Raw genomic sequence first — 18,615 nt, forward strand, 5'->3', positions numbered from 1 at the left:
CCAATGGTCCCGGCGGGGTCGCCTCCCCGGCGCGGCCACACAGGGGGCGCTCGCCAGGGACTGTCGGCCCCGCTGCGGAGGACCAACGGCCGTCGCACCGGCCCCCGCCACCGGCGGATGCTGTCCGCGAGCGACCGGAGGTACCCGTGCACGACCATGCCGATCACCACACCCGAGGCCGACGCCACCGCTGCCGCCCTGAGGGGGCCGCCCGCCGGCGGGGGGCGGCGTGAGCGGTACCTCCGACGAGGCAGCCGGGGTGTCACGGCGTCCCGCCCTGTGGGGCACGGTCATGGGCGTCGTCGTGACCGTGCTGGCCGTCCTCGTCGCCAACAGCGGCGGTGACACCGGGGGCGGGACCGGCGCGGGCACCGGCGCCACCCGCACCGTCGCCGTGGCCCTGGCCGACATGCGCATCAGCCCTGCGCGGATCGAGGTCGCGGCGGGCACCACGGTGCGCCTGAAGGTCACCAACACCGATGCCCGGCGCCACGATCTCAAGGTGGAGGACGGCCCCGCCACACCGGTGCTCTCCGAAGGAGAGACCCGCGTCCTCGACCTCGGCCCGGTCACCCGGAGCCGCGACGCATGGTGCACCCTGCCGGGCCACCGGGCGGCGGGGATGTCGATGGAGATCGTCGTGACGGACGATCCGGCCACCGGCCACGGCATGCACGACGGACACGCCACGGCCGACGGCGACCCGGCCCCCTCCGCCGGTTTCACCGCCGGCTGGCGGGCCCGTGACGCCCGTCTGGCCCCCGCTCCCGCCGGCACCGTCCACAAGGCCGAACTGCGCGCCGTGCGCGAGACGGTGGAGGTCGCTCCCGGTGTGAAGCAGCAGAGGTGGACCTTCGGCGGCACCGCACCCGGACCCACGCTGCGCGGCAAGGTCGGCGACGTCTTCGAGATCACCCTCGTCAACGACGACCCGGACATGGGACACGGCATCGACTTCCACGCCGGATCCCTCGCCCCCGACCGCCCCATGCGCACCATCGAGCCGGGCGAACGCCTGGTGTACCGCTTCCGCGCCGAGCGGGCCGGGGCCTGGCTGTACCACTGCAGCACACCGCCCATGCTCCAGCACATCGGCAACGGCATGTACGGCGCGGTCGTCATCGACCCACCGGATCTGCCCGAGGTCGACCACGAGTACCTCCTGGTCGCCTCTCAGCTCTACCTCGGCACGCCCGGCAGCGAGGCCCAGGTGGAGAAGATGCGCCAGAACACCCCGGACGCCTGGGCGTTCAACGGAGTGGCGCACCAGTACACGGAGCGTCCCCTGAAGCTGAAGGCCGGCGAACGGGCCCGGTTCTGGGTGGTCGCCGCCGGACCGGGCGACGGTGTCTCCTTCCACATCGTGGGCACGGTCTTCGACACCGTCTACAAGGAGGGCGCCCGCCTGCTGACACCGGACGGCCCGGGTGGCGCACAGGTCCTCGATCTCGCGGTGGCGCAGGGCGGTTTCGTCGAGACGACGTTCCCGGAGGCCGGCCACTACGCGTTCGTCGACCACGACATGCGCCGTGCCGAGTCCGGAGCGCGCGGCGTGGTGGACGTGACCGGCTGAGTCCTCGGAACGTCACCGCACGCGGCGTTGTCGCCGACCGGCCGGACGGATAGCCTGGGTGATGTCATGTGACATTGCACTGAGGGGGTCGGTGGCCCTGAAGGTCGTCGTCGTGGGCGCGGGCGTCGTCGGGGCCGCATGTGCCTTCCACGCGGCCTCCGCGGGCCTGGACGTCACGGTCGTCGACCGCGGCCCCGTAGGCGCCGGCACGACGAGCCGCGGCGAAGGCAACGTGCTCCTCTCCGACAAGGAACCCGGCCCCGAACTCGCCCTGGCACGGCTGAGCCGCACCCTGTGGGACGAGGCCGGCCGGGAACTCGGACCGGACACCTTCGAGCTCGAACACAAGGGCGGCCTGGTCGTCGCGAACACCGCCGAGGACCTCGCGGCACTCCGCGCGTTCGCCGCACGCCAGGAAGCGGCCGGTGTCCGCGTCGAACCGGTCGGCCGGGTCCGGGACATCGAACCCCACCTCGCCCCCGGCATCCCGGGCGGTGTCCACTATCCGGAGGACGCCCAGGTGCAGCCGGTGCTGGCGGCGGCCGCGCTGCTGCGGGCCGCGCTACGACGCGGCGCGCGCCTGCACACGGGCGAGGCCGTCGGGGCGGTGACCGGCCGCGCGGGCCGGATCACCGGCGTGCGCACGGCCACCGGCGACGTCCTGCCCGCCGACGCCGTCGTCAACGCCGCCGGAACCTGGGGCGGGGACGTCGGCAGGCGGCTCGGCGCGCCCGTCGAGGTGCTGCCACGGCGCGGCTTCGTCCTCGTGACCGAGCCGCTGCCGCCGATGGTCCGGCACAAGGTCTACTCGGCCGACTACGTCGCGGGCGTCGCCTCCTCCGCGGCGGGACTGGAGACCTCCTGCGTCGTCGAGGGGACACGCGGCGGCACCATCCTCAACGGCGCCAGCCGCGAACGCGTCGGCTTCGACACGACGATGAACACCGCCGTGGTCACCCGGCTCGCGGCACAGGCGTGCCGGCTGTTCCCGTTCCTGCGCGGCGTCCACCTGATCCGCGCCTACCGGGGCTTCCGGCCGTACTGCCCGGACCATCTGCCCGTCGTCGGCCCCGACCCCCGGGTCCCGGGGGTCGTCCACGCCTGCGGCCACGAGGGAGCGGGCATCGGGCTCGCCCCCGCGACCGGCGCGCTCGTGACGGCCCATCTGCTCGGCCGCCCCTGGCGCGGCGCCGATCCGGCCGTGCACACCGGGCTGCTCCCCGACCGCTTCCTCACCCCCGGAGGTGCCCCGCCGTGAGCGAGATCGTCGTCGACGGTGAGCCCGTGCCGTTCACCGAGGGCCAGAGCGTCGCCGCGGCCCTCGTGGCAGCGGGCCGGGTGGCCTGGCGTACCACGCGTTCCGGCCGCCGCCCGCGCGGCGTCTTCTGCGGGATCGGCGTCTGCTTCGACTGCCTCCTGACCGTCGACGGGGCCGCCGGGCAGCGCGCCTGCCTCGTCCCGGCACGCGCGGGGATGACCGTCACCACCGGGGAGGACGACGATGGGTGAGCCGGACCTCCTGGTCGTGGGCGCGGGCCCGGCCGGCCTGGCCGCGACGGCCACGGCCCTGGCCGGCGGGCTGCGGGTCGTCCTGGTGGACTCCGGCACCGCCGTCGGCGGCCAGTACTGGCGCCATCCGCCGGAGCGCGCGCGGGCCGCCCTTCCGACCGACGACCTGCACCACCGCCTGCGCGAGTACCGCGCCCTGAACGAGGCGCTGACGGCGGGCCGGGCGGCGGGCCGGCTCGAACTGCTCCTGGAGCACCACGTATGGTCCGCCGTCCGCGAAGGCGACGGGTTCGCGGTCCACGCGGCCGACCGCCGGCAGGCGCCCCGGGAGACCGCCGGGGTCCTGCGCGCGCCGCGGCTCCTCGTGGCGACCGGGGCCTACGACCGGCACCTGCCCTTCCCCGGATGGGACCTGCCCGGTGTGCTCTCCGTCGGCGGTCTCCAGGCGCTGCTCAAGGGAGGCGGCGTCACGGCCGGCAGCCGTGTGGCGCTGGGCGGCACCGGCCCGTTCCTGCTGCCGGTGGCCGCCGCCCTTGCGGCGCGTGGGGCGAAGGTGGTCGCCATGTGCGAGGCGGCCCGCCCGTCGGCGTGGCTGCGCCACCCCGGCCCGCTGCTGCGCACCCCCCGCACCTGGGCCGAGGCGGCCGGGTACGCCACCGCCCTCGCCCGCCGTCGCGTCCCGTTCCACCCGCGCACGGCGATCACCGAGGCCCGGGGAGACGGCCGGGTCACCTCGGTCCGGATCTCCTCGCTGCGTCCGGACGGCGGCCCGCGGCCGGGCACGGAACGGCACCTCGAGGTCGACACCGTCGGTGTCGGCTGGGGTTTCGCACCGCAGCTCGACCTGCTCGTGCCCCTCGGCTGCGCCCTCACGGGCTCGGCGGACGGCAACGCGGTCGTCGCGGTCGACCGGGGGCAGCGCACCACCGTCCCCGGTGTGTACGCCGCCGGGGAGACGTGCGGAGTGGGCGGAGCGGCGCTCGCGGCGAACGAGGGCCGCTTGGCCGCCGCGTCGGTCCTCGCCGACTCCGGCGCCGCACCCGTACCGGGCAGGCGGCGCCTCGCCGCGCTGCGCTCCGCCGTGGCCCGGCACCGTGCCTTCGCCCGGGCGCTGGCCCGGGTCCACCCGCTCCCCGCGGCCTGGCCCGCGTGGCTGACCGACGAGACCGTCGTGTGCCGCTGCGAGGAGGTGACCGCGAGGGCGATCCGGACCGCCTGCGCCGAGGACGCGGCCCCCGACCACCGGCAGGTCAAACAGCTGACCCGGGCCGGCATGGGCTGGTGCCAGGGCCGGATGTGCGGACCGGCCGTGCACTGCCTCACGGCGGCCCGGCGGGCCTACGAGCCGGCCGAGCGGCTCGTCGCGACGCCCGTCACCCTCGGCGCGCTCGCCGACATCGACCCCTGACCACCACCGCCGACGGTCATTGACGCAGCACGGACAAGGAGTGTTCATGAGCGGGACCAGCAAGCCCTGGCACGGCGTCATCGTCGCGACCAGCCTGCCGTTCCACGACGATCTCACCATCGACTTCGACGCCTACGGCGAGAGCGTCGCGTGGCTCGCCGAGCAGGGCATGCACGGTGTCGCGCCGAACGGGTCCCTGGGCGAGTACCAGACCCTGACGTACGAGGAGCGTGACCGTGTCGTCGAGACCGCCGTCGCGCACGCCCCCGAAGGGTTCACCGTCATGCCCGGTGTCGGGGCCTACGGCGCCGAAGAGGCCCGGCGGCACGCCCGGTTCGCCAAGGACGCGGGCTGTCACGCCGTCATGTGCCTGCCGCCCAACACCTACCGCGCCGACGACCGTGCGGTCCTCGAGCACTTCGAGCGGGTGGCCTCGGCCGGCCTGCCCGTCACCGCGTACAACAACCCCATCGACACCAAGGTGGACCTGCGCCCGGACCTGCTGGCCAAGCTGCACGCCGAAGGGTTCGTCGTCGGCGTCAAGGAGTTCTCCGGCGATGTGCGGCGCTGCTACGAGATCGCCGAGCTGGCACCCGGCCTCGACCTCATGATCGGCACCGACGACACCGTGCTGGAGTCCGCCGTCGCCGGCGCGAAGGGCTGGGTCGCAGGCTACCCGCAGGTCTTCCCCCGCGCCTGTGTCGCCCTCTACGAGGCGTCCGTCGCCGGTGACCTGAAGACGGCGCTGCCGCTCTACCGCCAACTGCACCCGGTGCTGCGGTGGGACAGCAGGACGGAGTTCGTCCAGGCCATCAAGCTCGGCCAGGAGATGACCGGCCGCCGCGGTGGCCCCTGCCGCCCGCCGCGCCGGCCGCTCGGCCCGGAGACGGAGGCCGTCGTGCGCGCCGCCACCCAGGCCCTCATCGACGCCGGGGTGAACTGACGATGCGCTCGACCGTCTGCTACCACGCCGTCGATTCGCACACCGAGGGCATGCCCACCCGGGTGATCACCGGGGGAGTGGGCGTCCTGCCCGGCGCGACGATGTCCGAGAAGCGGCAGCGCTTCATCGCGGAACGCGACCACCTGCGCACGCTGCTCATGTGCGAGCCGCGCGGCCACGCGTCGATGTCCGGGGCGATCCTCCAGCCCCCGACCCGCCCGGACACCGACTACGGCGTGCTGTTCATCGAGGTCTCCGGCTGCCTGCCGATGTGCGGACACGGGACGATCGGCGTGGCGACGGTCCTCGTCGAGACGGCCATGGTCGAGGTGACCGAGCCGGAGACCCTGGTACGGCTCGACACCCCGGCGGGACCGGTCACGGCCCGGGTGCGGGTGCGCGACGGCCGTGCCGAGTCGGTGACCCTCGAGAACGTGGCGTCGTACTGCCACGCGCTCGACCAGGTCGTCGACGTACCGGGATACGGATCGGTGCGCTACGACATCGCCTACGGCGGCAACTTCTACGCCTTCGTGCGGACCGAGGACCTCGGCATCCCGTTCGACCGGGCACAGAAGCAGCGGCTGCTCGACGCCGGACTGGCCGTCATGGACGCGATCAACAAGCAGAATCCGGTCTCCCACCCCGAGCACCCGGACATCGACGTGTGCCACCACGTCTACCTCGAGGCCCCCGGCTCGACCGCGCGGCACTCACGGCACGCCATGGCGATCCACCCGGGCTGGTTCGACCGGTCGCCCTGCGGCACCGGCACCAGCGCCCGGATGGCGCAGCTGCACGCCCGCGGGCTGCTGCCGGCCGGTCAGGACTTCGTCAACGAGTCGTTCATCGGCTCCCGGTTCACCGGCCGCATCCTCGGCGGGACGACGGTCGGGGGCCGCCCCGCCGTCCTGCCCTCCGTCACCGGCCGCGCCTGGATCACCGGCACCGCGCAGTACCTGCTCGACCCGTCGGACCCCTACCCGGCGGGCTTCACCCTCTGAGGGCCGGTTCCTGCCCCTCGGCGTCCGCCCGGCCGTCGGCCCACAGGGTGCGCACATGCGCGAGATGGCGGCGCATGCACTCCTCGGCCTCACCGGTCCGGCCGGCCACCATCAGGTCCAGCAGGTCGACGTGCTCCTGGGCGGACGCCACCAGCCGGCCCGTCTCGTTGAGACTGTGCAGCCCGAACAGGCGCGAACGTTTGCGCAGGTCGGACACCACCTTGACGAGATGATGGTTTCCGGCCAGGGCGAGCAGCTCGAGATGGAAGTGGTGGTCGGCTTCGAGGTACGTGAGCACGTCGTGCTCCTGCGCCGCCGTGACGATCCGCCGGGCCAGCGGGCGCAGCAGCTCCAACTGCTCGGCGGACGCCGTCGCGGCCACGCGCCCCACTGTGGGAACCTCGATCAGGGTACGGATCTCGGTGAACTCGTCGAGGTCCTGCTCGGTCATCTCCGTGACCCGGAACCCCTTGTTGCGCACCGCCTCGACCAGGCCCTCCCTGGCCAGGTCCAGCATCGCCTCGCGCACCGGGGTGGCGGAGACGCCGAGTTCCGCCGCCAGGGTGGGCGCGGAGTAGACGACGCCCGGACGGAGCTCGCCGGCGATCAGGGCGGCCCTGAGGGCGTCGGCCACCTGGTCGCGCAGCGGGGTCTGGACGGGGATCATCCGCGGCGTGAGATGAGGCATCCCCGCTCCTTCGTCCGCCCGGCCGATGATCCGCAACTATACAATGTCACGTTGTCCCGGACGGCCCGGCGGTTGCAGGGCCCCCTCCGTGGAAGGGGCCCGACTGCCGCAGGGGAACTACGACTTCACGAACTCCAGGATGTCCCGGTTGAGGACATCCGGATGCGTGGACAGCATGCCGTGCGGATATCCCTCGTACGTCGTGAGGGTGGCCTGCTTCAGCAGGTCCGCCGACAGCGGCGCCGAGTCCTCGTACGGCACGATCTGGTCGTCGGTTCCGTGCGCCACGAGCACCGGGACGTCGATCTTCTTGAGGTCCTCGGTGAAGTCGGTCTCGGAAAAGGCCTTGATGCACTCGTAGTGCGCGTTGGCCGCCCCCATCATCCCCTGCCGCCACCAGTTGTCGATCAGCCCCTGGGACACCTCCGCGCCGGGCCGGTTGAAACCGTAGAACGGGCCCGACGGCAGCTCGATGTAGAACTGCGCGCGGTTGGCGGCGAGGGACGCCCGGAGCTCGTCGAAGACCTCGACCGGCAGCCCGCCCGGGTTGCTCTCCGACTTGACCATGACCGGCGGAACCGCGCCCACGAGCACGGCCTTCGCGACCCGGCCGGGCTTGGCCCGCGCCACGTAGCGGGTGACCTCCCCACCGCCCGTGGAGTGTCCGATGTGGATGGCGTCCCGCAGATCGAGCGCGTCCGTCAGCGCCGTGACGTCGGCGGCGTAGGTGTCCATCTCATGGCCGGCCGGGGACTGGCTGGAGCGGCCGTGGCCGCGCCGGTCGTGGGCGATCACCCGGTATCCCTGGGCGAGGAAGAACAACATCTGGCTGTCCCAGTCGTCGGCACTGAGCGGCCAGCCGTGGTGGAAGACGATCGGCCGGGCGTCCCGCGGACCCCAGTCCTTGTAGAAGATGGTCGTGCCGTCGGAAGTGGTGACGGTGCCCATGGGCAAATCCTTCCGCTCGGAGGGCTGAAGGCTCTGTCACGCCCGCGGCTCGCGAGCCGTGCCTGAACGCACGGACATCACCATACGCGTCGGTATCCAGAGGCTCATCTTCTGATATGTCCTGCTTGTGGACGTATGCGAAGGGTGCGGGCGAATCATGCGATTTATGATCGTCCGATGGTGCTCGTGCCCCGATGGCTCCTGATCTCGTCCGGGTGTGCGCCCGTGCTGCTCATCGCGGGCTGGGTGATCGCGGCGTCGCTGGAGGGGCCCGGCTACGACCCCGCCGCACAGACGATCAGCGTGCTGGCGGCCTACGGGGCATCGGGATCGTGGGTGATGACCGGGGCGCTGTTCGCTCTGGGCGTCTGTCACCTGCTCACCGCCTGGGGATTACGGGCAGCGGCGGCCGCCGGGCGTCTTGCGCTGGCCGGCGGGGGAGTGGCGGCCCTGGTGGTGGCGATGGTCCCGGCACCGAGCAGCGGAGGCTCCCTGCGCCACGGTTCGGTCGCCGCGGCAGGCTTCGCCCTCCTGGCCCTGTGGCCGCTGCTCGCCGCCCGCGGCGACGGCGCCGCCCCGTGGGCCCTGCGGCCCGTGCCCTCCTTCGCGGCGACGGCGGTGATGGTCGCGGGCGCGCTCTGGTTCCTGGTCGAGATGCACCGTCATGGGGCGGCCGGCGTCGCCGAACGCGTGGTGACGGCCTTTCAGTCCCTCTGGCCCTTCGTGGTCGTCACCTCGTGCGTCCGCCGCCGCACACCGGCCATGCGTCCCTGACCCGGCCGGACGGGCCGTCCGCCGACGGGGCCCCTCAGAGGAACCGGGAACTGGCCACCGGGCCCGGGGACCGCAGGCCGGCCCGGTCGCCGCGCAGCCACGTGCCGCGTACCGCCGACACGAAGTCCGTGAGCCGCTCGACCGGATCCGCGGGCGTCCCTCCGTCGCCCTCGTCCGGCGCCGGGTCGGCGCCCGCGATCTCCGCGGCGATCCGTTCCGCCGGCCGCTCGTCGGGCTCCCCCGGCTCCACACCCCCGTCGGCGCCCTGCCGCAGGCCCGCCTCCCACGGGGCCACGGCCGACTGGTGCAGCAGCGTGACGCTGTCCGCCGCGACACCGGGCGGATCGGTCCAGCAACTGGCGTGCTCGTGCAGTACCTGTCCCGGCACCCGGTCCCGGAGCTGCTCCAGTGTCCGCGGGCCCTGCGGGTCGTCGGCGGTCGTGCCGAGGTCGTAGGCGACGACCACGGTGTCCCGCCGTGCGGCCTCGAAGGGTTCCGCCGGGAGATCCAGCACCTCGGCGGCGGCGAGTCCCAGGATCCGGCTGCCGCGGTCGGGCAGCAGCGACACCGAGCGCGGCCGGACCCCGGCAGCGTCCAGCACCGACCGCAGCCGCAGCAGACCCAGCAGACACCGGTCGTGGGTGTCCTGGGTCCAGGCGTACCGGCCGGCCATCCCGGCGTCGTACCCGTACGGGGACAGCGTGCCGAGCACGGTGCCGCCCATCACGTACTGCCAGCCCCGCAGGTCCGCGCGGTCCAGCGGGCCGGCCTCGCCTGCGCTCGCCGCGCGCGCGAGGACGAGGTTCTGCCGGTCCCGCGCACCCAGCCAGGCGGCGTCGTCCGGATCGGGCAGCAGCGCGTGATGACGCCGGGCCGTCCCCAGGTCACCCGCGAGGACGGCGTTGTACACCAGCAGATAGCGGTCGGGCCAGTCGGTGAGACCGTCCTCGTGTGCCAGCAGCACATCGGCGGCCTCACGGTGCCGGCCCTCGTCCTCGTACGCCGAGACCAGTTCCCGCAGCACCGCGGGCGAGCCCTGCGACAGGCGCAGCGCCTCGCGCAGGGCGGGGACCGCCAGATGCGGCACGCCGCGTTCCACACACGCGTACCCGTAGTCGTACAGCGCGCGGGCCCGATCGGGGTGCGCGGCCAGCTCGGCGGCCGCCGCACGAAGGTCGTCGAACCCGGACATCCCGGCGGCCCGTCCGACCACGAGGGCCACCTCGGCCAGGGGCGCCGCGTCGGCCTGCCGCAGTCGGCGCAGGGCGCCCGGGACGTCGTCGGCGTCGAGGCACTCCCATGCCTGGGCCAGATCCGCAGAGGCGGGACGGGGCTTTCCGCGCGAGAACATGGGCGGCATCCTCCCCGCCTCCCACCGGCGCGATCAACCGCTTTACCGGCGGCGCCTCAGGGGCCGGGCGTGCCCGCCGCGCCCAGGGGGAACTCCTCGCTGCCGAGCACCCGGAGCAACTCCAGCCGCTCGCGGGTCTCGGCGTCCGCCGGGGTGAGCACCAGCAGCTGCTGCCCCTGGTCGGGGGTGACCAGGGTCTCGCAGTCCATCAGCAGCGGGCCCACCCGCGGATGCAGCACGGTCTTGCGGTCCGCGCGGCGCACCGCCACCTCGTGCTCGGTCCAGAGCCGGCGGAAGTCGGCGCTCGCGGCCTGCAGCCGCTCGACCAGACCGGCGACCTCCGGGTCGCCCGTCCGGCGCCCGGCTGCCGCCCGCAGGTCGGCGACGAGCGCCCGGGCGTAGTGCTCCCGCTCCCCTTCCGGGCAGACGGCGCGGGCCGCCGGTTCGGTGAACCAGCGGTGGACGATGTACCGGCGGTCACCCGAGAAGCGGGTGTGATCCCCCATGAGCAGCAAGGACGCGCGGTTCTGCGCGAGGACCTCGCCCAGGTCGGACATCACCACCGCCGGGGTGTCGCCGAGCAGGTCGAGCATGCGCACCAGACCGGCCCGGGCGAGGCGGGCCACACCGTCGGCGGGCGGGGGCCGGTGACCGGCCAGATGGAACAGGTGGGTGCGCTCGTCGTCCGAGAGGCGCAGCGCGCGGGCCAGCGCGGCGAGCAGCTGGGCCGAGGGCTGACTGCTGCGGCCCTGCTCCAGGCGGACCACGTAGTCGACCGACATGCCGGCGAGCATCGCCACCTCTTCCCGGCGCAGTCCGCTGGTGCGGCGCCGGGGGCCGTCGGTGATGCCGACCTCGGCGGGACGGATCGCCTCGCGGCGGCGGCGCAGGAAGTCGGCGAGCTGCTCACGTTCCATGCCCCCATGCTCCCTCGCGGCGCGGCGCCGATCCAGGGAGCGGCTCTCCCATGATGAACGCTCCGCTCCCGCCGCCCGCGCCACCGGCCCAGGGTGGGTGGCAGTACGACGACAAAGGAGCACACCATGCAGACACGCACTCTGGGCAGCACCGGTCCGGCCGTCTCCGCGCTGGGCCTGGGCGGGATGAGCATGTCCGGCGCCTACGGCGCGGCCGACCGCACGGAGAGCATCGCCACTGTGCACGCCGCCCTGGACGCGGGCGTCACACTGATCGACACGGCCGACTTCTACGGCATGGGCCACAACGAGCTCCTGCTCGCCGAGGCGCTGCGCGGCCGGGACCGGGACAGCTACCGGCTGAGCGTCAAGTTCGGCATGCTCAGCGGGCCCCGTCCCGTCCCGGGCGGGCACGACGGCCGGCCGGCGGCGGTGAAGAACTTCCTCGCCTACTCACTGACCCGGCTGGGCACCGACCACATCGACATCTACCGCCCCGCGCGGCTGGACCCGGCGGTGCCCATCGAGGAGACCGTGGGGGCGATCAAGGAGCTGATCGACGCCGGGTACGTACGGCACCTCGGCCTCTCGGAGGTCGACGCGGCTACCGTCCGCCGGGCGCACGCCGTGCACCCCGTCGCCGACCTGCAGATCGAGTACTCGCTGATCTCCCGCGCGGTCGAGGCGGAGGTCCTGCCGACGCTGCGGGAGCTCGGCATCGGCCTGACGGCGTACGGCGTCCTGGGCCGCGGCCTGATCTCCGGGCACTGGTCCGCCGACCGCGCGGGCCGTCCCGGTGACCACCGCGGGGCCAGTCCCCGGTTCGCGGACGGCAACGTGGAGCACAACCTCGCCCTCGTGGAGGCGCTGCGGCGGGTCGCCGAGGCGAAGGGGTGCACCGTGGCGCAGCTGGTCATCGCGTGGGTGGCGGCGCAGGGGGAGGACATCGTGCCCCTGGTGGGTGCCCGCACCCGCGAGCGGCTGGCCGAGGCGCTGCCCGCGCTCGACCTGACGCTGACCGCCGACGACCTGGCCGAGATCGAGAAGGCGGTGCCGCCCGGCGCGGCGCGAGGCGACCGCTACCCGGCCGCCTTCATGGCCAACCTCGGCGTGGGCAACTGAGCCAGCAGCCGCGTGGGGCCGTCCGACCGGACGGCCCCACGCCTTGACCCCTTCTATTCCTGCTCACGTCCGAGGACGCGGCGGGCCGCCTCGGCCTCGGCCGCCGCGGGGGACAGCTCGTCGAGGGAGTCGAGCTCGTCGTCGGTGTCCAGCTCGCGCTCCCAGGCGGCCGCGAGACGCTCCTGTTCCTCGCGCGGCCGGGAACCGACGGCCTCGCGGTGATCCGGGTCCAACGCCGTCAGGAATCGTCCGACCGGGTCCGTGGCCATGCCGTACTCCTCGTCGCTCGGAAAGCTGCCTGCCCGACCCAGCATGGCGAGCAGGCCCGGCCACGACGTCCCGACACGGCACGCGACCACCCCGATGGCCCCGCCGCCCCACGGAACAACAGCTCCGCACCCGGTGTCCCCAGGGCCCGAGCCCGTTGTCAGACTCCTGCCCTACAGTTCCCGTCACTTGATCAATGTTCTGCGGGAGGCACGCATGGGGTGGGTATCGGCCGGCGGCTACGAAGTCGCCCTCGACGACGGCAAGGTGGTGTGCCGCAACGCGGCCGGACGGCGGCTGAAATCCGTACCGTCCAAAATCGCCGACGATCCGGCGGTGGTGGGGCTGCGTCAGCTCGTCGAGTGGCTGGAGCGGCACGAACGGCAGTGTCTGGCCGATGTGGAGCGGTGGATGGTGCGCTCGCTGCCGGTGCCGTTCGAGGTCCTGGCGCGGGTGTGGCCCGACCCGGCCTGGCAGTCCGCGCTGCGCGACATGGTCGTCACGGGGGCGGACGGCGTCGTCGCCGGGTTCCTGCGGGACGCCGACCCCGACCGCGGCCTCGGCCTGGTCGACCTCGACGGCGACACCGTCCGGCTCACCCCGGCACTGGTCCGGCTGCCGCACCCGGTGCTCCTCGACGACCTGGAGGACCTGCGCGAGTTCGCCGTCGAGCTGGGCATCGAGCAGCGCGCCCAGCAGCTCTTCCGCGAGGTGTGGCACCGGCCCGCGGCCCTCGACGCCGAGGCCGCCTCCGTCGACGACTACGCGGGCGGTGTCTTCAAGGAACTGAGGTTCCTGCACGGCCGCGCGGCCCAACTGGGCTACCGCGTCCGCGGCGGCCACGCCGTGTGCTCCGTCCTGGAGGACGGCCGCGGCGTCGAGGCCCGCGTGTGGGTCGGCGACTACGACGGCTGGGCCGAGACGGAGACCGGACCGCTGGTCTTCACCGACCCTGCGGGCCGCACACTGAAGCTCGGTCAGGCCGGGCCCGTGGCCTGGTCGGAGGGCATGCGCATGGCGGCCGCACTGTACGCCGGACGCGACATCGAGGACGAGGAGCGTGCGGCGTGACGACGTACGAGTACGACGGTTTCACCTACGACGAGAACACCGCGGCCACGCTGCTCGACGCCGGCGCCGTGCTGCCCCCGGGCGTCACGGACGGGGAGGACGCCGACGTCCTCACCGTCCGCACCTACACGCACACCGCGCTGGACGGGCGGAAGGTCGTCCGGCTGGTGCCCGGCACCCTCGGCGAGGCGGAGGACCTCGCCCTGGACTTCCTCGGACTGGCCCGCGAGCCCGAGACCCGCGAGGTCGGCCAGGTCCGCCGGGAGACCCTCGGCTTCCCCGCCTGGGCGCTGGTCAACGACCCGGCGAACGGCCACCACGCGCTGGCCCTGGTCCGGGACATCGAGCGGCTCGCCCGGCAGGCCAAGTCCCGCCCCGGCACCGCCAAGGAGGGCTTCGAGGCACTCGGCGAGCAACTCGGCCGCGCCGTGCCGCACTTCCTGCCCACCTTCTACGAGCAGGCCGCCCGCGTCTTCCTGCAGCACGAGAACACCACCTACGCGGCGGCCTTCTTCGGCAAGGCCCGCGACGCGGAGCGGGTGCACGCCCTGGCCGTGGACGAGGAGCGGCAGCGGGCCGTCTTCCTGGAGTTCGCCTTCGCCGGCGCGCTGACGGTCAAGGCGCTCAAGGAACACGTCAAGGCCCTCACGGCGCGTCTCACCCCGGCCGAGGCATGGGCGCAGTTCCGGCAGCTCACCGTGGAGCGCTGCGCCGCCGGCATGCCGCCGTACGCGTCCCTGCCGCAGGACGCGCGCACGCTGATCAAGGCGGCGGGGCTGGACCGGGGCCGCGAGGAGTGTGCCTTCGTCGCCGACCTCCTCGCCTCGCCCGCGGCGGTGCGCGCCCCCGCCTCCTTCTGGAACTTCTACCGGGCCACGCTCGTCGTCCTCACCGAGCAGCGACCCGAACTGCGCGGCCGGCTGCTGGAGATCATGCCCGCCGGGCTGGGCCGCTCCACGGACGACGACGAGTTCTGGCTCGCCCTGCTCGCGGAGACCGGCACCGACCGGCTGCTCACCGGCGAGTCCGAGGCCGCCGACGGCGTCGACGCGGCGGACTGGCTCAGCCGGTGGGCCCTGCACCGCAAGCACGGCGGTTCGGCCGGCGACCGCTCACCGGCCACCCTCGCGCTCGTCGAGCGCATGGCCGCGCGCCTGCGCGCCGACGGCCGCCCCGTGGACCTCTTCACCGGACGGTGGCACGAGAGCGCCGACCTCGATCTGCTGGACCTGTGCCGGGCACAGGACATCCCGCTGCGGATGCCCGCCCCGGACGCCCACCTCGCCGTCCGCCAGTGGCTGAACGACACCCGGCCCGCACGCCGGGACCTCGCCGCCGTCGCCGCGGACCCGCGCCTGAGACGCCTGCTGTACAACGCCGTCGGGAACATCAAGAACCACCACTCGGGCCGGGACGCGCTGGAGGAGCTGGCCGGGCATCCCGTACTCGCCGACATCCTGCGCGAGTGGCTGGAGGACGCGGCGGACGAACTGACCACCGCGACCGGTCTGCCCGCCGCGCGCGCCGCGCTCGGACGGCTGCGCCCCTTCGGCGAGATCGCCGCCCGGATCGGCCCGGAGGCCGTCGCCCGGGCCTCCGAGCTCGACATCGCCTCGCTGCTGCGCCGTACCCTGAGCACGGGCATCCTCGACGAGCTGGGGTGGCCCGCCCTCGACGAGGCGCTGCGGCGCCTGGACGCCGAGACCCGGCGGGACCGCGAGGACAAGCTCGCCGTCGACGAGGCGTGGCCGGCGCTGATCCTCTCCCGCGGGCACAAGGCGATCGTCGTGGGGCCCGAGGGCATCCTGCTGGAGCACGACCTGCGGCTGCCGGTGCAACTGGACCGCTGGCAGCGCCCGTCGTTCCGCTACACGGACGGCGAACTGCTGGTGATGTGGCGGCACGAGAACAAGCAGTACGGCTACTGGTCGGCCCGCCCGTCCGAGGTGTTCGCGCTGGGCGGGGAGCACCTCCCCGCGTGGTACGGCGGCTACACGGGCGAGCCCTCGATCCCCCTGCCCGGCGGCGGCCGCGCCACCGGCGGCCGCGTCCTGCACGCCGGCGACACGGTCCTGCAGCCCACCCGCCGCATCCTGGGCGACGGCACCTCGTTCTGGCGCCAGGGCCGCCAGGGCCCCCGGCAGGTGTGGCTCGAGTACGACCCGGTCACCGGCACCCACTCACGCGCCTCGCTGCCCGCCTTCCTGCGCTCCGGGATCAGCGAGGGCGCCACCCTGGAGCAGCAGTACTGCTCGGTGCTGCCCCTCCAGCCCGGACTGGAGCACAGCCCGTTCGGCACCGACGGCACGGTCCTCGGCCGGTGGGTGCGCACCGAGGGCGAGGGGGACGGGGCGCGCACCGTCGCGGGCACCCCGGACGGCCGGACCGTCACCCTGCCCGCCGTGCGGATGCGGCGCGTTCCTCTCGGAGGGCTGCGGCTGCCCGGGGGCACCGAACTCGTCGCCGCCACCCAGTTCCGCCAGGTCGTCCTGTACACGCCCGGCGGCGACGAGATGGGCCAGGTGACGCCGCTGGAGCGGGGCGGCGAGTTCGCCGCCGGCACACGGCTCGTCCCGCCGGCGGACTTCTGGCACGCCTTGCGGCCACGCGACGAGGCCGCGTCCGCGCTGCTGCGGGCGCTGACCGACGAGCAGGCGGGCGACCTCCTGCGCGCCGGCGCCGAGGCCATGGCCGAATGGCACGAGCAGACCGCCGCCGCCCGGGCGAAGACGGACGCCGAACCGGGGAACACCGCGAACACCGCACCCGCCGGGAACGCTGCCTCCGCCGTCCCGGCCGCCGAGGAGTTCCTCCGCGAGGCCGTCTCCCGCACCCTCCCCGGCCTCACCGAGCCGCACCTGCTCGCCGGCGTGACAGCGCACGTCGGCGCGGTGCTGCGCCTCGCGGTGTCCGTCGACCGATTCGCGGCACCTCCCGAGCAGCGTCCCGCGACCGAGCGCCCGCGCGCCGAGGACATGTTCGCCGACTACGAGCCGGAGGACGGCGACGACGAGACCCTGCGCGAGGCGACCACCGGGCTCGCTGTGCAGCACGGCTGGTGGGGCAGCGCGCAGCGCTGGACCGCCCTGCGCCAGATCCGGGCCGTCAACCACGTCCTGTCGGGCAAGCCCGCCGAAGGCAAGCCCCTGCCCGCCTCCGCCCGGCTCACCGGGGACGCCGACGGATGGCGCAGCGAGGACCACACCATCCCCGGAGCCGGCGTGCCGTGGCTGTCCCTCCTGGACGTCCTGCGCCCGCTCGCCCACCGCGCCGCCTCACCCGCGCTGCCCGCCGCCCACCGCACCGCGCTGCTGCTGCTCTTCGACGCGGTCGCGGAGGGTCCGCTCGCCGCACCCGGGACCGCGCCGCGCGAGATCGTGCTGAGCGAACCCCACACCAAGCAGGAGCGCGTGGGACAGGTGCTGCGCCGGGAGGGCCGCACCGTCGTCGTCCTCGGCTGCCAGCGGGCCGACCACCAGGCCAAGCGCGTGCACTGGCTCGCCCTGGACCACGATCCGGCCGGCACCTTCGGCGCCGTCGCCCACTTCACGCTGGAGCGGGAGACCGCGCACCCGCCGCTGTTCCCGGCCACCGAACTGGCCGCGGTGACGGCGCTGATCCGGGACAAGGGCGCCGCGGAGTGGCAGCCGGACGCGCCCGCCGCCCTGGCCGCCGCCACCGGCGACGGCCTGGGACCGATACAGGCCGCCCTGCTGCTCGCGGGCCGGCCGGCGCAGCTCACCGACGAGGTGATCGCCGCGACCGGGCTCAAGCCGCGTCAGAAGCAGCTCGGCGACGGCCTGCTGGGCTCGCTCGAGCCCGCCGACCGGGCCGCCCTCATCGGGGCGCTGCTGCCCGACAACCCCGGTGACCTGTGGACGGCCGGACCGGACATCACAGCGGCGGCCCGGGTGTGGGCGGAACGCCTCGACGGGGTCGTCCGCCTGCCCGAGGACGTCGCCGGGGACCTCGCCGTGACGGGACTGTCCACCGGGTACGTCGACGAGGTGCTCAACCCCGGCCGCACCCCCTGGCTCAGCCGTACTACGGTGCAACGCCCCGACCCGGAGGGCAGACTCGTGGCCGAGGACCCCGGGGCCGTGCCCGGACGGAACGCCCTGACGGGCGCCGTGTCCGCGCTCGCCGCCCTCGCCTACTCCCTGCCGTACGGGCACCCCCTGCGCGCCGCCCTGCCCGGCGGGCTGGCCGCGCTGCGCCGCCGCCTCGCCGACCCGGGACTGCTGCTCGACCTCGACCTGGACTGGACGGAGAAGGGCTCCTCCACCGCCGTCGACCTGCGCAAGGCCTACGGACTGCCCGCCACCGGCGGCGCGGACGCCGACGGCTCCACCCCCGCCGGCGACGCCCTGGTGCTGCGCCCGATGTTCCGCGACCAGGAGACCGTCCTGGTCCGCACCGGCGCGCTCACCGACGCGGACGACCCTGTGTTCGGACTGCTCGAGGGACTCCTCGGACCCGGACGGGGCGAGGGCATGCGGGCACTGCGGACGATCCTCGACGAGGATCTCGCCCGCGCCGTCGCGGCCGGGACCGACCCCGAGGGACCCACCGGATACGCCCAGGACCCGGCCCTCGGCGCACCCGACCTGGTCGCCGAGGCCGCCGGGACCCTCGGTCTGAGCCCGGACGCGGCCGCGCTCTATCTGCAACTGCTGGCCCTGCCCGACCCGACCGACCGCAACTGCGCCCGCTGGACGGGATGGAAGCCCGCCCGCATGAAGAAGGCCCGCGCCGAACTGGCCGCCACCGGCCTGGTCGTCGAGGCGAAGCGGGCCCGCGCCGGGCGCACCCTCTTCCTGCCGTGCGGCTGGCTGGACCTGAAGTCCCCCGCGCTGCCGCTGGAGATCTGGAAGCAGGGCCTCTACCCGGTCCCCGGCCACACCCGCGCGGTGCCGCTGCTGCCGCTGCCCGAACTGTTCCGGCGCGCGTGGGACCGCGTCCGCGCCGGCGACGCGCCCGCCTACGAGGAACTCACCACCCGCGCCACCCGCAAGGGCCGCCGCCGGTGACCGCCGTCCA

At 74.3% G+C, this 18,615-nt stretch carries 15 protein-coding genes; 10 read left to right on the plus strand and 5 right to left on the minus strand.

Going from position 1 to position 18,615, the window contains the following annotated elements:
- Positions 1 to 229 precede the first annotated feature (229 nt).
- The 6 genes from AC5L3C_RS36305 (at position 230) to AC5L3C_RS36330 (ending at position 6,437) form a co-directional block, all read left to right on the plus strand.
- Positions 230 to 1,573 carry a multicopper oxidase domain-containing protein gene (locus AC5L3C_RS36305; protein ID WP_493653373.1) on the plus strand — a complete coding sequence of 448 codons (1,344 nt, stop codon included), beginning with the start codon at positions 230 to 232 and terminating at the stop codon, positions 1,571 to 1,573.
- A 97-nt stretch (positions 1,574 to 1,670) separates the two neighbouring features.
- Positions 1,671 to 2,831 (plus strand): NAD(P)/FAD-dependent oxidoreductase, encoded by a 1,161-nt coding sequence (locus tag AC5L3C_RS36310; protein WP_493654183.1) that lies wholly within the window; start codon positions 1,671 to 1,673, stop codon positions 2,829 to 2,831.
- Entirely contained in the window at positions 2,828 to 3,082 is a 255-nt protein-coding gene (locus AC5L3C_RS36315) for a (2Fe-2S)-binding protein (RefSeq protein ID WP_493653374.1), read from the plus strand. The genes AC5L3C_RS36310 and AC5L3C_RS36315 overlap by 4 nt, the downstream gene beginning before the upstream one ends.
- Complete coding sequence (locus AC5L3C_RS36320; RefSeq protein ID WP_493653376.1) at positions 3,075 to 4,490, plus strand: FAD-dependent oxidoreductase; 1,416 nt, start codon at positions 3,075 to 3,077, stop codon at positions 4,488 to 4,490. Before AC5L3C_RS36315 ends, AC5L3C_RS36320 begins: the two co-directional genes overlap by 8 nt.
- 46 nt (positions 4,491 to 4,536) lie before the next feature.
- Positions 4,537 to 5,433: a dihydrodipicolinate synthase family protein gene (locus AC5L3C_RS36325; protein ID WP_493653378.1), complete on the plus strand. Its 897-nt coding sequence runs from the start codon at positions 4,537 to 4,539 to the stop codon at positions 5,431 to 5,433.
- A gap of 2 nt (positions 5,434 to 5,435) precedes the next feature.
- On the plus strand, positions 5,436 to 6,437 hold the full coding sequence (locus AC5L3C_RS36330; RefSeq protein WP_493653379.1) for a proline racemase family protein: 1,002 nt from the start codon (positions 5,436 to 5,438) through the stop codon (positions 6,435 to 6,437).
- Here the strand turns inward: AC5L3C_RS36330 and AC5L3C_RS36335 are convergent.
- Positions 6,427 to 7,125: a GntR family transcriptional regulator gene (locus AC5L3C_RS36335; RefSeq protein WP_493653380.1), complete on the minus strand. Its 699-nt coding sequence runs from the start codon at positions 7,123 to 7,125 to the stop codon at positions 6,427 to 6,429. The genes AC5L3C_RS36330 and AC5L3C_RS36335 overlap by 11 nt on opposite strands.
- Positions 7,126 to 7,242: 117 nt before the next feature.
- Positions 7,243 to 8,073: an alpha/beta fold hydrolase gene (locus AC5L3C_RS36340; RefSeq protein WP_493653382.1), complete on the minus strand. Its 831-nt coding sequence runs from the start codon at positions 8,071 to 8,073 to the stop codon at positions 7,243 to 7,245.
- A 177-nt stretch (positions 8,074 to 8,250) separates the two neighbouring features.
- On the opposite strand from AC5L3C_RS36340, the gene AC5L3C_RS36345 reads away from it, so the two are divergent.
- Positions 8,251 to 8,847: a DUF998 domain-containing protein gene (locus AC5L3C_RS36345; protein WP_493653383.1), complete on the plus strand. Its 597-nt coding sequence runs from the start codon at positions 8,251 to 8,253 to the stop codon at positions 8,845 to 8,847.
- Positions 8,848 to 8,881: 34 nt separating this feature from the next.
- Here the strand turns inward: AC5L3C_RS36345 and AC5L3C_RS36350 are convergent, their stop codons facing one another.
- Together AC5L3C_RS36350 and AC5L3C_RS36355 are read right to left on the minus strand one after the other, a co-directional pair.
- A complete protein-coding gene (locus tag AC5L3C_RS36350; protein ID WP_493653384.1) occupies positions 8,882 to 10,198 on the minus strand; it encodes a tetratricopeptide repeat protein in 1,317 nt (438 codons plus the stop codon).
- A 56-nt stretch (positions 10,199 to 10,254) separates the two neighbouring features.
- Entirely contained in the window at positions 10,255 to 11,115 is an 861-nt protein-coding gene (locus AC5L3C_RS36355) for a helix-turn-helix transcriptional regulator (protein WP_493653385.1), read from the minus strand.
- Positions 11,116 to 11,241: 126 nt separating this feature from the next.
- Here AC5L3C_RS36355 and AC5L3C_RS36360 point away from each other — a divergent pair, with 126 nt between their 5' ends.
- Positions 11,242 to 12,237, plus strand: coding sequence for an aldo/keto reductase (locus AC5L3C_RS36360; protein ID WP_493653386.1), 996 nt, complete (start codon positions 11,242 to 11,244; stop codon positions 12,235 to 12,237).
- A 53-nt stretch (positions 12,238 to 12,290) separates the two neighbouring features.
- Here AC5L3C_RS36360 and AC5L3C_RS36365 read toward each other — a convergent pair whose 3' ends face one another.
- A complete protein-coding gene (locus AC5L3C_RS36365) occupies positions 12,291 to 12,506 on the minus strand; it encodes a hypothetical protein (protein WP_493653388.1) in 216 nt (71 codons plus the stop codon).
- 214 nt (positions 12,507 to 12,720) lie between these two features.
- Here AC5L3C_RS36365 and AC5L3C_RS36370 point away from each other — a divergent pair, with 214 nt between their 5' ends.
- Positions 12,721 to 13,575, plus strand: coding sequence for a DUF4132 domain-containing protein (locus AC5L3C_RS36370; RefSeq protein ID WP_493653390.1), 855 nt, complete (start codon positions 12,721 to 12,723; stop codon positions 13,573 to 13,575).
- Positions 13,572 to 18,605: a hypothetical protein gene (locus tag AC5L3C_RS36375; RefSeq protein WP_493653392.1), complete on the plus strand. Its 5,034-nt coding sequence runs from the start codon at positions 13,572 to 13,574 to the stop codon at positions 18,603 to 18,605. Before AC5L3C_RS36370 ends, AC5L3C_RS36375 begins: the two co-directional genes overlap by 4 nt.
- The last annotated feature ends 10 nt before the right edge of the window (positions 18,606 to 18,615 follow it).

Source organism: Streptomyces speibonae (assembly GCF_984686075.1).

What these genes read in the sequence shown, in the direction of transcription:
- AC5L3C_RS36320 (WP_493653376.1), top strand. Translation starts at nt 3,075, where the DNA reads ATGGGTGAGCCGGACCTCCTGGTCGTGGGCGCGGGCCCGGCCGGCCTG.
- AC5L3C_RS36325 (WP_493653378.1), top strand. Translation starts at nt 4,537, where the DNA reads ATGAGCGGGACCAGCAAGCCCTGGCACGGCGTCATCGTCGCGACCAGC.
- AC5L3C_RS36330 (WP_493653379.1), top strand. Translation starts at nt 5,436, where the DNA reads ATGCGCTCGACCGTCTGCTACCACGCCGTCGATTCGCACACCGAGGGC.
- AC5L3C_RS36335 (WP_493653380.1), bottom strand. Translation starts at nt 7,125, where the DNA reads ATGCCTCATCTCACGCCGCGGATGATCCCCGTCCAGACCCCGCTGCGC.
- AC5L3C_RS36340 (WP_493653382.1), bottom strand. Translation starts at nt 8,073, where the DNA reads ATGGGCACCGTCACCACTTCCGACGGCACGACCATCTTCTACAAGGAC.
- AC5L3C_RS36345 (WP_493653383.1), top strand. Translation starts at nt 8,251, where the DNA reads ATGGTGCTCGTGCCCCGATGGCTCCTGATCTCGTCCGGGTGTGCGCCC.
- AC5L3C_RS36350 (WP_493653384.1), bottom strand. Translation starts at nt 10,198, where the DNA reads ATGTTCTCGCGCGGAAAGCCCCGTCCCGCCTCTGCGGATCTGGCCCAG.
- AC5L3C_RS36355 (WP_493653385.1), bottom strand. Translation starts at nt 11,115, where the DNA reads ATGGAACGTGAGCAGCTCGCCGACTTCCTGCGCCGCCGCCGCGAGGCG.
- AC5L3C_RS36360 (WP_493653386.1), top strand. Translation starts at nt 11,242, where the DNA reads ATGCAGACACGCACTCTGGGCAGCACCGGTCCGGCCGTCTCCGCGCTG.
- AC5L3C_RS36365 (WP_493653388.1), bottom strand. Translation starts at nt 12,506, where the DNA reads ATGGCCACGGACCCGGTCGGACGATTCCTGACGGCGTTGGACCCGGAT.
- AC5L3C_RS36370 (WP_493653390.1), top strand. Translation starts at nt 12,721, where the DNA reads ATGGGGTGGGTATCGGCCGGCGGCTACGAAGTCGCCCTCGACGACGGC.